A 13708-nucleotide genomic window follows, 5' to 3' on the forward strand; every position below is an offset into this window, starting at 1 on the left:
CCTCGCGCTTCGCAATCGATCTCGCGCAGCCGCGCGTGATGGGCATCGTCAACGTCACACCCGACTCCTTTTCCGATGGTGGCGCGCATGCGTCTACCAACACCGCGCTGAAGCATTGCGAGCAGCTGCTGAAAGAGGGCGCGGACATCCTCGACATCGGCGGTGAATCGACTCGCCCCGGCAGTCCGGCTGTGCCGCTCGATGCCGAGCTGGCGCGCGTGCTGCCCGTGGTGCGCGAGGCCGTGAAACTGAACGTGCCGCTCTCCATCGACACCTACAAGCCCGAGGTCATGCGCGCGGTGCTCGACCTGGGCGCGGACATCGTCAACGACATCTGGGCCCTGCGCCAGCCGGGTGCGCTGGAAGCCGTTGCTGCGCATCCTTCATGCGGCATCTGCCTGATGCACATGCACCGCGATCCGCAGACCATGCAGGCCGCGCCCATGGATGGCGACGTGATCCCCGCAGTGCTGTCGTTCTGGGCCGAGCAGGTGGCGCGGCTTCGTGCATTGCGCATCGACCCCTCGCGCGTCACGCTCGATCCGGGCGTTGGCTTCGGCAAGACCGTGGCGCAGAATTTCGCGTTGCTGGCACGGCAGGGCGAGCTGCTCGAAGGTGGCTATCCGTTGCTGTTGGGCTGGTCACGCAAGTCGTCCATCGGTGCCGTCACCGGGATCGGCGTGGCGCATGAGCGGATCGTGCCCAGCGTGGCTGCGGCGCTGCTGGCCGTCGAGCGTGGCGCGGCCGTCGTGCGTGTGCACGATGTGCGCGACACGGTCGCAGCCATCGCGGTATGGCATGCCATGAGAGCGCAGGAATCACAACAACCACAAGAACACACCCGATCACCATGACCCGTAAATATTTCGGCACCGACGGCATCCGCGGCACTGTCGGCCAAGCGCCCATCACCCCCGACTTCGTGCTGCGCCTGGCGCACGCCGTCGGCCGCGTGCTCAAGAAGACCCAGCCTCGCCCCACGGTGCTGATCGGCAAGGACACCCGCATCTCCGGCTACATGCTCGAATCGGCGCTCGAATCGGGCTTCAATTCGGCGGGTGTCGACGTGGTGCTGCTGGGTCCGCTGCCCACGCCTGGCGTGGCCTACCTCACGCGCGCCCAGCGCGCGAGCCTCGGCGTGGTGATCAGCGCGAGCCACAACGCCTTCCCGGACAACGGTATCAAGTTCTTCAGTGCGCAGGGCACCAAGCTCGACGACGCATGGGAGCTGGCCGTCGAGGCCGCGCTCGAAGAAGCGCCGGTGTGGGCTGCCTCCGCCGATCTCGGCAAGGCCCGCCGCCTCAACGACGCGCCCGGCCGCTACATCGAGTTCTGCAAGAGCACCTTCGCCAACGACCTGACGCTGCGGGACATGAAGCTCGTCGTCGATGCAGCGCACGGCGCGGCCTACCAGGTGGCGCCCAACGTGTTTCACGAACTGGGGGGCGAGGTCACCAGCATCGGCTGCGCGCCCGACGGGCTCAACATCAACAAGGGCTTCGGCGCCACGCATCCTGAGGCGCTGGTCGCCGCCGTGACCGCGCAAAAGGCCGACTACGGCATCGCGCTCGACGGCGACGCCGACCGCCTGCAACTGGTCGATGCCAGTGGGCGCCTGTTCAACGGCGATGAGCTGCTCTACCTGATGGTGGCCGAGCGCATCGCGCGTGGCGAAAAGCCCGTGGGCGTGGTTGGCACGCTGATGACCAACAAGGCCGTTGAAGTGGCGTTGCGCGGGCAGGGCATCGAGTTCGTGCGCGCCAAGGTCGGCGACCGCTATGTGCTCGAAGAGCTCGACAAGCGCGGCTGGCTGCTCGGTGGCGAAGGCTCGGGGCATTTGCTCGCGCTCGACCGCCACACCACGGGCGACGGCATCGTGAGCGCGCTGCAGGTGCTGCAGGCTTGCGTGCGCAGCGGCAAGACGGTGGCGCAGTTGCTCGAAGGCGTCACGCTGTTCCCGCAGACGCTGATCAACGTGCGCCTCGCGCCGGACCAGGACTGGAAGAACAACAAGGCGCTCGCCAGCGAAACGCAGCGCATCGAGGCCGAGCTCGGCGACGCGGGCCGCGTGCTGATCCGTGCGAGCGGCACCGAGCCGCTGGTGCGCGTGATGGTCGAGGCGCGCGACGCGGAGCAGTCCAGGTCGTGCGCGAAGCGCCTGGCGGCCACGCTGGAGGTGGCGCAGTGAGCATCGAAACCCTGGTCGCGAACTACCGCGACGCTGCGCAAGCTGCGGCCGTGGTCGACCTGCTCGACAGCTATGCGAGCGACCCCGCAGGCGGTGGCACACCGCTCGACGCGACCGTGCGCGAGCAATTGCCCGCCGCGCTGGCGGCGCGCCCGCAAGCCTTCAGCGTGCTGGCCTTCGACGGCGATACGCCCGTGGGCCTCATCAACTGCATCGAAGGCTTTTCGACCTTCGCCTGCCGGCCGTTGGTGAATGTGCACGATGTGGTCGTGCTGCCCAGCCATCGCGGGCAGCGCGTGGCGCAGAAGATGTTTGCCGAAGTGGAGCGGGAAGCGCGCAGGCGCGGCGCCTGCAAGCTCACGCTCGAAGTGCTTTCGGGCAATGCGCCGGCGCTGCGCACTTACGAGCGCGAAGGCTTCACCAGCTACCAGCTCGACCCGGCCTTCGGACACGCGGTTTTCCTTCAGAAGAAGCTCTGAAAGCAAAAAGGGCCGAGGCGAGTTCATCGCCATCGGCCCTTGCCTTAACCCTCTCCGCGAGAGAGAGGGTAAGACAGATCAGAAGCGGGTGACAGGCATGTCGGCTTCGGTCTTGTCGGCCGAGTAGCGGCCCAGTTCCCACTTTGCGATGGCATTGCGGTGCACTTCGTCCGGGCCGTCCGCAAAGCGCAGCGTGCGCGCGTGGGCGTAGGCGTTGGCCAGCGGGAAGTCGTCGCACATGCCGCCGCCGCCGTGCACTTGCATGGCCCAGTCGATCACCTGGCAGGCCATGCTCGGTGCCACCACCTTGATCATCGCGATTTCGTTCTTGGCGACCTTGTTGCCGGCCACGTCCATCAGCCATGCGGCCTTGAGCGTGAGCAGGCGGGCCATGTCGATCTTGCAGCGGGCTTCGGCAATGCGCTCCTGCGTCACGGTCTGCGACGCGACGGTCTTGCCGAAGGCCACGCGCGAAGAGGCGCGCTTGCACATCAGTTCCAACGCGCGCTCGGCCAGGCCGATCAGGCGCATGCAATGGTGGATGCGTCCCGGGCCAAGGCGGCCCTGGGCGATCTCGAAGCCGCGGCCTTCGCCGAGCAGGATGTTGCCCACCGGCACGCGCACGTTCTCGAAGTACATCTCGACGTGGCCGTGCGGCGCGTCGTCGTAGCCCATCACGTTCAGCGGACGCACGATGCGGATGCCCTTGGCGTCCGCCGGCACGATGATCATGCTCTGCTGCGAATGGCGGGGTGCATCGGGGTCGGACTTGCCCATCGTGATGTACACCGCGCAGCGCGGGTCGGCCGCACCGGAGATCCACCACTTGTGGCCGTTGATCACGTACTCGTCGCCCTGGCGTTCGATGCGCGTCGAGATGTTGGTGGCGTCGCTGGAGGCCACTTCGGGTTCGGTCATCGCGAAGGCCGAGCGGATCTGGCCTTCGAGCAGTGGCTTGAGCCAGCGTGCCTTGATCTCTTCCGAGCCGTAGCGCGCGATGGTTTCCATGTTGCCGGTGTCGGGCGCCGAGCAGTTGAAGGCTTCGCTCGCCCACGGCACCGCACCCATGATCTCGGCCAGCGGCGCGTATTCCTGGTTGGTCAGGCCCGCACCGGCGTAGCCGGAGGCCGAGGCGCTGTCGACCGGCAGGAACAGGTTCCACAGGCCCTGGGCCTTGGCCTTTTCCTTGACCTTCTCGACCGTCTTCAGTGCGGTCCAGCGCTTGCCGGCAGCCGTGTTGGCAGCCAGCTCGGCGCTGTACTCGGCTTCGGCCGGGTAGATGTTTTCATCCATGAACGCCTTGACGCGTTTCTGCAGATCTTTGGTTTTGGCCGAGTATTCGAAATCCATCTTCGTCTCCTGGTGGGTGTAGGGGCTGGTTACGCCTTTTGGGCAAACTGCCAGGCCATTTCGGCCATCGGACGCGCGCCGCGGGCAGAAGCCACGGCTTGTTCGCTCGATGCGGTACCGGCTTCGACCCGCTTGGCAATGCCTTGCAGGATCGCGGCCATGCGGAACAGGTTGTAGGCCTGGTAGAAATTCCAGTCGGGCGCCAGCGCCTCGGGTGTGCTGATGCGGGTGCGTTCGCAATAGCGGCGGATGTATTCGCTCTCGGTGGGGATGCCCAGCGAGGCGACGTCCACGCCCCCGATGCCGCGTCCCGTGGTGGGCGGCATGTGCCACGACATGCAGTGGTAGCTGAAGTCGGCCAGCGGATGGCCCAGCGTGGAAAGCTCCCAGTCGAGCACCGCGATGATGCGCGGCTCGGTGGCGTGGAACATCACGTTGTCCAGGCGGTAGTCGCCATGGACGATCGACACCTTGGTTTCGTCGCGTGCGCTGGCCGGCATGTGAGCAGGCAGCCAGTCGATCAGCCGCTCCATGGCCTCGATGGGCTGCGACAGCTCGCCGGCACCATCGGCCGAGGCCTTGTACTGCTTGCTCCAGCGACCGATCTGGCGCTCGAAGTAGTTGCCGGGCTTGCCGTAGTCGGCCAGGCCGCGGGCAGCGAAGTCGACCGTGTGCAGCGCCGCGATCACGCGGTTCATTTCGTCGTAATGGGCGGCGCGCTCGGCGTTGCTCATGCCGGGCAGCGACTGGTCCCACAGCACGCGGCCCTGCATGAACTCCATCACGTAGAAGGCGCGGCCGATGATGCTCTCGTCTTCGCACAGGCAGTGCATGCGTGGCACTGGCACGTCGGTGCCGGCCAGGCCGCTCATGACCTTGAATTCGCGTTCGACCGCATGGGCCGAAGGCAGCAGCTTGGCGACCGGGCCCGGCTTGGCTCGCATCACATAGCTCTGCGAGGGCGTCACGAGCTTGTAGGTCGGGTTCGATTGCCCGCCCTTGAACATCTCGACCGTGAGCGGCCCCTTGAACCCGTCGAGGTTCTTTTCGAGCCAGGCTGCGAGCGCATCGACGTCGAAAGCGTGCTGTTGCGAAACGGCGCGGGTGCCGATGAAGTTGGAGAAGTCCTGGCTCATTTCAGCTTTCTAGCTTTCTGCTTCCGACACGCGCATCAAAGCCGCGCGATCCAAAACGACGAGGCCGCCCGGCTCGATCCGGATCGTTCCCTCGCGCTCCATGGTCTTGAGTTCCTGGTTGACCCGCTGGCGCGAAGCGCCCAGCAGCTGCGCGAGCTCTTCCTGCGCCAGTTGCAGGCCGATGCGCATCTGGCTGCCGTCTTCCAGGTTGGGCACGCCGTAGCTGCGCACCAGGTGAATGAGCTGCTTGGCCAGCCGCGCCCGCAGGGGCAGGGTGTTGAGGTCTTCCACCAGCCCGAACAATGTGCGGATGCGGCGTGCCTGCAGCCGCATCAGTGCTTCGTACAGCTCCACGTGCGAGGCGAGGATCTTCTGGAAGTCGGCCCGCGCCACGCAAAGAATCGTGCTGTCGCCGTGCGAGTAGGTGTCGTGCGTACGCCGGTCCCCGTCGAACATCGCCACGTCGCCGAACCAGATGCCCGGCTCCACATAGGTCAGCGTCACCTGCTTGCCCGAGACGGCCGTCGAGCTGACGCGCACCGCGCCCTTGGCGCAGGCAATCCAGTGTTCGGGCGGGTCGCCGCGGGCAGCGATCAGGTCGCCGTCCTTGTAGCGTTTGACGAAAGCACATCGGAGGATGTCGTGCCGTAGCGATGGAGATAGGGAAGAAAACCAGCGACCACTGTTGATCGCTTCACGTTCTTCGATGGTAAGAATGGGGTCGTCCATTGGTCTGTCCTCTCGGCGACTGAAAAGCTGATGGGTGTCACGGGAGCGACGCCGTTTGGCGTTACTCGTACTGCGGCGGTTTCTTGTCGAGGAACGCGGCGATGCCGATGCCCGCGTTCGCATGGTGCAGGTTGCGCACGAAATGGTCGCGTTCCTGCGAAAGCTGCGAGGCCAGCGTGGCGCCCCGTGCCTCGCTCAGCAACTCCTTGATGCTGGCCAGCGAGTTCGGCGCGCGTGCGTTGAGCCTGGCAGCCAGCGCCAGTGCGCCCGCCAATGCCTGGCCGTTTTCCGTCAGCTCGTTCACCAGCCCGAGCGCGTGCAGGCGCGGTGCGCCGATGCGCTCGCCGTTCATCAGCCATTCGCTGGCCAGCTGGCGCGGCAGTTGCTGCCCCAGGTGCCAGCTGAGGCCGCCGTCGGGCGACAGCGCCACGTTGCTGTACGAGGCTGCAAAGACCGCGTCGCGCGCGGCCACCACGAAGTCGCAGGCCAGCGCGAGCGAGAAGCCCGCGCCCGCCGCCGCGCCTTCGACCGCCGCAATGATCGGCTTGGGAAAGGTGCGGATCGAGTCGATCCAGTTGTGCAGGCCCTCGATGCTCTCGGCCTGCACCGAGCGGTCGAGCTCGCGGTTGGCCAGCAGCCGCTGCAGCGAGCCGCCGGCGCAGAACCATGCGCCTTCGCCCACGATGACGACACTGCGGATCTCGGCGCTGCCCTCGGCGCCGTTCAGCGCCTCGATGCCCGCGGCGTAAATCTCGGGGCCCAGCGCATTGCGCTGGGTCGGGTTGGCGATGGTCAGCACCATGGTGCTGCCTTCGCTGGTGCTCTTGAGTTCGGCGGTCATCGCTGTGTCGCGTTTCCTGTCGGTCGGTCAGTTGTTTGTCTGTTTATTCTTCTTCGTGCAGCAGGCTCAGGCCCAGCGCGCCGCGGCGGCGCAGCCACGGGCTCGGGCGATAGCGCGGATCACCATAGACCGTCTGCAGGTTGAACAGCACTTCGAGCATGTTGGTCGGGCCGTAGAGGTTGCCCATGGCGAGCGGGCCGCGTGGATAGCCCAGGCCCAGCTGCACAGCCGTTTCAAGATCAGCCGGAGAGCACACGCGCTGCTGGCACATGTCGGTGGCGATGTTGACGATGGTGCCGATCACGCGCTGCGTGACGAAGCCGCCGCTGTCGCGGATCACGCTCACCGCCTTGCCGTCGCGCGCGAAGAGGGCGTGCGCGGCATCGCGGATGTCGCGGCGCGTGGCCGGGTTGGTGGCGAGCACGCGGCGCTTGGTGGCGACGTCGTCGATCAGCATGTCGATGCCGATGGTGCGCGTGGCGTCCAGGCGTTCGACGGCGGCGACGGTGGTCACGTCGAAGCCCAGCGGCGCAACCAGGATCAGCGAATGCGGCGCGGCCGTGGCACCGCTGTCGATCTGCGCGCCCAGCGTGTTCACGAGGCGCAGCAGTTCGGCGCGGCGCGCTGCACGCGGCGACACCCAGACCGACGCCGCGCCCTCCACCGCGGGCGCCGGCGCCTCGGGCGTCTGCTGCATCACGCCGTCGTTGTAGCGATAGAAGCCTTCGTTGGTCTTGCGGCCCAGTGCGCCGGCCGCCAGGCGCTGCGCGGTGATCACGCTCGGGCGGAAGCGGGGCTCCTCGAAGTACTGGTGGTAGATCGACTCCATCACCGGATGCGAAACGTCGAGCGCCGTCAGGTCCATCAGCTCGAACGGGCCGAGGCGAAAGCCCGCCTGGTCTTTCAGGATGCGGTCGATGGTCGCGAAGTCGGCCACGCCCTCGCCAACGATGCGCAGGGCTTCGGTGCCGTAGCCGCGGCCGGCATGGTTGACGATGAAGCCGGGCGTGTCTTGCGCCTGCACGGCGCTGTGGCCCATCTGGGCGGCGTAGCCGGCGAGCTGCTTGCAGACCTCGGGCGCAGTCTTGAAGCCCGCGACCACCTCGACCACCTTCATGAGCGGCACAGGGTTGAAGAAGTGGAAGCCCGCGATGCGTTCGGGGTGCGCCAGCCCGGCCGCGATGGCCGTGACCGAAAGCGAGGAGGTGTTGGTGACCAGCGTGACCGTCGGGCCCACCACGGTTTCGAGTTCGCGGAACAGCTTGCGCTTGACCTCGAGGTCTTCGACCACGGCTTCGATCACCAGATCGCAGCCGGCCAGGGCCTGGATGGAATCGACCGCCTTGACGCGGGCGATCTGGGCATCGCGCGCGGCGGCGTCGATCTTGCCCTTCTCGTGCAGCTTGTTCCATTGGGCGACGAGGGCTTCGCAGCCGCGCTCGGCGGCGCCTGCAAAGCTGTCGAGCAGCAGCACCTCGCTGCCCGCCTGGGCGGCGATCTGGGTGATGCCGCGACCCATGGCGCCGGCGCCGATCACGCCGATTCGGGTGTAGTTCACTGTCATTGGATGAAGATTTTCGCTGGTTGGGTGGTATCCGTGGCTGCCGCGCGGGCGGGGAGCGAAGCGCGGCTGCAGGCTCCGATTTTGCAATTTCGCGCGGTCAGGGCGTGACGGGTCTTACGCGGGGGCGCGATTCGTGGCCGGCCGGTGGCTGCGGTCGATGGCCGTGCTCAGGGCAATGGCGATCAGCATCATTGCAAAGCCGACCCAGCTCATCCAGGTCGCCGCGTCGTTGGCCAGCAGCCAGCCGCCGAGCGCCGCGCCCACTGCCTGGCCGGTATAGATGCCCGAGCTGTTCAGCGCGACGGAGCCCGGCGCAAGGGCGGGCGCCAAGCCCACGAGGCGCGCCTGCTGGGCTGAATTGGTGGCAAAGCAGCCCAGGCCCCAGGGCACGAGCACCACGGCCAGCCAGGCCAGCGTGGAGGCCATCGGCCACAGCAGCAGGCTCAGCGCGATCAGCACGGTCGTGACCAGCACCATGCGCCCGGCACCGATCCGGTCGATGAAACGGCTGACCACCATGTTGCCGACCAGCCCGCAGGCGCCGAACAACGCCCACATCACGCTCAGCGTGGTGGCGTCGGCACCGAAGCCCTGCTTGAGGATCGGGCCGAAATAGCTGAAGAGCACGAACTGGCCGGCCCCTTGCAGCGCCGTGACCGAGACGATGCCCATCAACACCGGGCTGCGAAGCACGCGCGACCATGCGGCGGCGGTCAGCGCGGCCGGGCGGATGCCCTGGGGAAGGGTGAGCCAGACCGAGGCCGCGCTCACGACGCTCAGCGCCGAAATCGCCAGGAAGGCCATCCGCCAGCCCAGGTGGCCACCGATGAGCGCTCCGATGGGCAGGCCCAGCACCGAGGCCATCGACCAGCCCAGAAAGACAAAAGTCACGGCGCGTCCGCGCTGCTCGGGCGGCACGAGCATGCCGGCGCAGGCAGCGGCCTGGGGCGTGAAGATCGCGGGCGCGATCACGGTGAGCATGCGTACCGGCAGCAGGGCGGCAAAGCTCGGCATCAGCGCTGAGAGGACGTGCCCGGCGGCATACCAGAGCAGGGTGAGGGCCAGCAGCTGGCGGCGGTCCCAGCCCGCGACGGCCGCGGCCAGCAGCGGAGCGCCGATGCACATCACCGCGGCGGCGGCTGTGATCAGTTGGCCCGCAGTCGCGACGTTGACGGCAAGCGATGTGCTGATTTCATTGAGCGTGCCGGGCACGACCATCACACCCGTGCCGATCACGAAATTGCCGGCCAGCAGCGCCCAGAGGGCGCCCCGCGGCGCAGGCCGGGTCACTGAGTGACCTCAGCCTTTGGCTGCGGTATTCGCCTTGGGGCGGCCCGGCGGCTCATGAGCTCACCGGCGAACCTGCAGCGCGCCTGGATTCACGATGTTCGTGGGGTTGCCGTTGATGTAGCTCACGACGTTGTCGAAAGCCTGGCCGAAATAGCTCTCGTAGCTTTCCTGCTCGACGTAGCCGATGTGCGGCGTGCAGATGCAGTTTTCGAGGCGCAGAAGGGCGTGGCCCTGCAGCGGTGGTTCGCTTTCGAACACGTCGATGGCCGCCAGCCCAGGGCGTCCACGGTTGAGCGCGGCCAGCAGGGCGTCGGCCTCGACCAGTTCGGCACGCGAGGTGTTGACGAACAGTGCCGTCGGCTTCATGCGCGAGAGGTCTTCCAGCGTGACGAGGCCGTGGGTTTCTTCGTTGAGCCGCAGGTGCACCGAGAGCACGTCGGCCTGGGCAAAGAACTCGTGGCGGTTCTGTGCCACCTGGAAGCCGTCGGATCGCGCCTTGGCGCAGCTCGCTTCGCGACCCCAGATCACGACCTGCATGCCAAAAGCCTGGCCGTAGCGCGCGACCAGTTGGCCGATGCGGCCATAGCCCCAGATGCAGAGCGTCTTGCCCTTGAGCACCGAGCCGAGCCCGAAGTTGGGAGGCATCGAGGCCGACTTGAGCCCCGATTGCTGCCACGCACCGTGCTTGAGGTTGCTGATGTACTGCGGCAGCCGGCGCATGGCGGCCATGATCAGCGCCCATGTGAGCTCGGCAGGTGCCTGCGGAGAGCCGGTGCCTTCGGCCACCGCCACGCCACGCTCGGTACAGGCCGTGACGTCGATGTGGCCACCGACCCGTCCCGTCTGCGAAATGAGCTTGAGCTTGGGCAGCTTCTCGATGAGCTGGCGCGAGATCTGCGTGCGCTCGCGGATCAGCACGATCACATCGGCGTCCTTGAGGCGAACCGACAGTTGCCCGATGCCCTTCACCGTGTTGGTATAGACCTTGGCCGCGTACGCGTCCAGCTTGGCGGCGCAGCGCAATTTGCGCACGGCGTCCTGGTAATCGTCGAGGATCACAATGTTCATGGCGTGCCATTGTGCCTCGCAGCATTGGGATGTCTCCGCCGTGAACGTTTGGATACCCACCCCTGAAGGCGTTCTCAGGGGCGTCGAGGCTCAGTGCAGGTGTGCGGAACGAGGTGCCGGGACCATGCTTTCCGCAGCCTCGAGCGCCGCAAGGCGGTCGAGTTCAGCGCACACATCGGCCATCCGGCCCGAGATCACGACACGGTTGTTGGCGCGTTGCTGGCCGTGCCCATCGATCAGGCGAACCACACGCAGCGGTCGTGCCGGTGCGCTTGCTTGCGTCGTGGACGCAGAGGCATTGCCCGAGCGGGTGGTGCAGGCGGGACGGACCGCAACGTAACGCAGCCCGGCGGAAGTCTCGGCGTGGTCGAGCTTGTCGAGCCGGTGAGGGCGGCGGGCCGGGATCAGCCGGCTGGCGAGCGATTGCAGCGGCATCCAGAAATCAGCGATAGCGAGGAGGGCGATTCCCATGTGAACTCCAAAAAAGTATGAGGTTGAACACAGGCAGGATTTCTTGAATCGGCCGCGACAGGGTGATGGCGACTCTGCGCCATACGCCCGCCACCTGTTGCGGCCGGATGGGGTGCTGCTACAAGCAGGCCGTGGGGCCTACATCAGCATGGTGTTGCGGATGAGGCCGACCGCCAGGCCCTCGATTTCGAAGGGCTCGCCGGGCTGGACGATGATGGTCGGGTAGTCGGGGTTTTCGGCGTGCAGCTCGATCACCTGCTTGTTGCGCTTCAGGCGCTTGACCGTGACTTCGTCACCCAGGCGAGCGACCACGATTTGGCCGTTGCGTGCTTCCTTGGTGGCTTGCACGGCGAGCAGGTCGCCGTCCATGATGCCGGCGTCGCGCATCGACATGCCGCGCACTTTCAGCAGGTAGTCGGGCTGGCGCTGGAACAGCGTGTTCTCGACGTAGTAGGTTTGGTCGACGTGTTCTTGCGCCAGGATGGGCGAGCCGGCTGCGACGCGACCGATGAGCGGCAGCGCCAGTTGCGCCATGCCGGGCAGCGAGAGCGAGAACTGGCCGCCTTCGCGGTGGCGCGTTTCGTTGAGCGAACGCAGCGCATCACCCTTGAGGCGGATGCCGCGCGAGGTGCCGCTGACGAGTTCGATGACGCCCTTGCGGGCCAGCGCCTGCAGGTGCTCTTCGGCGGCGTTGGCCGACTTGAACCCCAGCTCATTGGCGATTTCGGCGCGCGTTGGCGGCGCTCCGGTGCGAGCGATGGCGCTCTGGATCAAGTCCAGGATCTGCTGCTGGCGGGCTGTAAGCTTCACGGCGAACTGCATATGTGGTTCCTTGCGGCACTGGCTATTTATCCAGTGCCTGTATTTTTAACCAGTTTTTAGAAGTTGACAAGCCATGGCCAATGCCCCTTTGCCCGAGTTGCGTCGCGTGGTGGTCCTGGGCACCGGCGGAACCATTGCCGGACGGGCTGCCAGCAGTGAAGACAACATCGGCTACACCGCCGGGCAGGTGGGTGTGTCCGACCTGTTGGGAGGCATCGAAGCGCCGGAAGGCGTGACGCTGGTGGCGGAGCAGGTGGCACAGGTTGACAGCAAGGACATGTCGTTCGACATCTGGCAGAAGCTCGCGCAACGCTGTGTGCATTGGCTGGCACAGCCCGATGTGGTGGGCTTGGTGATCACGCATGGCACCGACACGCTGGAGGAGACAGCGTTCTTCCTGCATTCGGTGCTCGCACCGACCAAGCCTGTGGTGTTGACCTGCGCGATGCGTCCCGCCACTGCGCTGGCCCCCGACGGGCCGCAGAACCTGCGCGACGCGATGGCGGTGGCGGCCGCGGACGGTGCCTACGGCGTGACGGTGGTTTGCGCGGGCACGATCCACAGTGGCGTGGACATTCAGAAGGTGCACACCTACCGGCTGGATGCCTTTGCATCGGGCGATGCGGGGCCGATCGGCTATGTGGAAGAGGGAGCGGTGCGCCGCGTCAGGGCATGGCCGGAGCGAGCGGCGAAGGCCTCGAAAGCCCTGGAGGTGCTCACGGCCCAATGGCCGCGTGTCGAGATTGTCATGAGCCATGCCGGCGCAAGCGGCGCGATCGTCGACGCACTGCTGCTGGCGGGGGGCGCAGAGCCTGTACGTGGATTGATTCTGGCCGCGACCGGCAACGGCACGCTGCACCATGCGCTGGAGACGGCGGCACTCAAGGCGCAAGACGAAGGGGTTGCCGTGCTGCGCGCCACGCGCTGCGCCAACGGGCGCATCCTGCCAAGGCCGGACGACCGGCTGCGCGATGCGGGCGCGCTCACCCCAGTCAAGGCGCGCGTCGCGCTGATGCTGGAATTGCTCGGCGTGTGAAGTAGCCGCCCCGGTGAAGGGCGGCTGCGTGAATCAGTTGCTCAACGCCGCGAGTGCGCGTTGCGTGATTTCGTCGACCGTGCCCACGCCCTTGATGGCGCGGTACTTCGGCGCGGCGGCCGGATCGGTTTTAGCCCAGGCCGAGTAGTAGTCGACCAGGGGACGCGTTTGCTGGCTGTAGACGTCGAGCCGCTTGCGTACGGTTTCTTCCTTGTCGTCCTCGCGCTGGATCAGCTCTTCGCCGGTCACGTCGTCCTTGCCCTCGACCTTGGGCGGATTGAACTTGACGTGGTAGGTGCGGCCCGAAGCAGGGTGCGAGCGGCGACCGCTCATGCGCTCGATGATGTCGCCGAAGGGCACGTCGATTTCAAGCACGTAGTCGAGCTTGACGCCTGCTGCCTTCATGGCATCGGCCTGGGGAATGGTGCGCGGGAAACCGTCGAACAGGAAGCCGCCGGCACAGTCTGCCTGCGCGATGCGTTCCTTCACGAGATTGATGATCAGGTCGTCGCTGACCAGGGCGCCGGCGTCCATGACGGCCTTGGCTTGAAGCCCCAGCGGCGTGCCGGCCTTGACGGCGGCGCGCAGCATGTCGCCGGTCGAGATTTGAGGGATGCTGTATTTCTGGCAGATGAAGGCCGCTTGCGTGCCTTTGCCCGCTCCGGGCGCGCCCAGCAAAATTAGTCTCATGGTGTCCTCGGACGGTTCTTAGATTTTGTGTCGCGCCAAGCGTC

The 13708-nt window shown here is 66.5% G+C and carries 14 protein-coding genes; 4 read left to right on the top strand and 10 right to left on the bottom strand.

What is annotated here, in order from left to right:
• The first annotated feature begins 38 nt into the window (after positions 1 to 38).
• The 3 genes from folP to ACGLHS_RS14125 are packed head-to-tail and all read left to right on the top strand — an operon-like array spanning position 39 to position 2667.
• Entirely contained in the window at positions 39 to 854 is an 816-nt protein-coding gene (folP, locus tag ACGLHS_RS14115; RefSeq protein ID WP_394481459.1) for a dihydropteroate synthase, read from the top strand.
• Positions 851 to 2188 carry a phosphoglucosamine mutase gene (gene glmM / locus ACGLHS_RS14120; protein WP_394480535.1) on the top strand — a complete coding sequence of 446 codons (1338 nt, stop codon included), beginning with the start codon at positions 851 to 853 and terminating at the stop codon, positions 2186 to 2188. Before folP ends, glmM begins: the two co-directional genes overlap by 4 nt.
• Positions 2185 to 2667 (top strand): GNAT family N-acetyltransferase, encoded by a 483-nt coding sequence (locus ACGLHS_RS14125; RefSeq protein ID WP_394480537.1) that lies wholly within the window; start codon positions 2185 to 2187, stop codon positions 2665 to 2667. Before glmM ends, ACGLHS_RS14125 begins: the two co-directional genes overlap by 4 nt.
• Positions 2668 to 2745: 78 nt before the next feature.
• On the opposite strand, the gene ACGLHS_RS14130 is transcribed toward ACGLHS_RS14125, so the two are convergent.
• The 9 genes from ACGLHS_RS14130 to lexA all read right to left on the bottom strand — a co-directional run bounded on the left by ACGLHS_RS14130 (position 2746) and on the right by lexA (position 11938).
• Positions 2746 to 4017 (bottom strand): acyl-CoA dehydrogenase family protein, encoded by a 1272-nt coding sequence (locus ACGLHS_RS14130; RefSeq protein ID WP_093241111.1) that lies wholly within the window; start codon positions 4015 to 4017, stop codon positions 2746 to 2748.
• 29 nt (positions 4018 to 4046) lie between these two features.
• Positions 4047 to 5153: a phosphotransferase gene (locus tag ACGLHS_RS14135; protein ID WP_093241108.1), complete on the bottom strand. Its 1107-nt coding sequence runs from the start codon at positions 5151 to 5153 to the stop codon at positions 4047 to 4049.
• Between the two features lie 9 nt (positions 5154 to 5162).
• Entirely contained in the window at positions 5163 to 5882 is a 720-nt protein-coding gene (locus ACGLHS_RS14140) for a Crp/Fnr family transcriptional regulator (RefSeq protein ID WP_093241105.1), read from the bottom strand.
• A 61-nt stretch (positions 5883 to 5943) separates the two neighbouring features.
• Positions 5944 to 6723, bottom strand: coding sequence for an oxepin-CoA hydrolase, alternative type (locus tag ACGLHS_RS14145; RefSeq protein WP_093241102.1), 780 nt, complete (start codon positions 6721 to 6723; stop codon positions 5944 to 5946).
• A 43-nt stretch (positions 6724 to 6766) separates the two neighbouring features.
• Positions 6767 to 8287, bottom strand: a complete 1521-nt coding sequence (locus ACGLHS_RS14150; protein ID WP_394480541.1) for a 3-hydroxyacyl-CoA dehydrogenase — start codon at positions 8285 to 8287, stop codon at positions 6767 to 6769.
• Between the two features lie 114 nt (positions 8288 to 8401).
• Positions 8402 to 9577: an MFS transporter gene (locus ACGLHS_RS14155; protein ID WP_394480543.1), complete on the bottom strand. Its 1176-nt coding sequence runs from the start codon at positions 9575 to 9577 to the stop codon at positions 8402 to 8404.
• Between the two features lie 60 nt (positions 9578 to 9637).
• Positions 9638 to 10645, bottom strand: a complete 1008-nt coding sequence (locus tag ACGLHS_RS14160; RefSeq protein ID WP_093241093.1) for a D-2-hydroxyacid dehydrogenase family protein — start codon at positions 10643 to 10645, stop codon at positions 9638 to 9640.
• Between the two features lie 90 nt (positions 10646 to 10735).
• Positions 10736 to 11116, bottom strand: a complete 381-nt coding sequence (locus ACGLHS_RS14165; RefSeq protein ID WP_394480545.1) for a hypothetical protein — start codon at positions 11114 to 11116, stop codon at positions 10736 to 10738.
• Positions 11117 to 11254: 138 nt separating this feature from the next.
• Positions 11255 to 11938: a transcriptional repressor LexA gene (gene lexA / locus ACGLHS_RS14170; RefSeq protein ID WP_013541704.1), complete on the bottom strand. Its 684-nt coding sequence runs from the start codon at positions 11936 to 11938 to the stop codon at positions 11255 to 11257.
• A 73-nt stretch (positions 11939 to 12011) separates the two neighbouring features.
• Between lexA and ACGLHS_RS14175 the strand changes: the two genes are divergently transcribed.
• A complete protein-coding gene (locus ACGLHS_RS14175) occupies positions 12012 to 12974 on the top strand; it encodes an asparaginase (protein WP_394480548.1) in 963 nt (320 codons plus the stop codon).
• A gap of 33 nt (positions 12975 to 13007) precedes the next feature.
• Here the strand turns inward: ACGLHS_RS14175 and adk are convergent, their stop codons facing one another.
• A complete protein-coding gene (gene adk, locus ACGLHS_RS14180) occupies positions 13008 to 13664 on the bottom strand; it encodes an adenylate kinase (RefSeq protein ID WP_394480550.1) in 657 nt (218 codons plus the stop codon).
• Between the last annotated feature and the right edge of the window lie 44 nt (positions 13665 to 13708).

The organism is Variovorax sp. VaC1, assembly GCF_043658315.1.
Lineage (GTDB): Bacteria > Pseudomonadota > Gammaproteobacteria > Burkholderiales > Burkholderiaceae_C > Variovorax.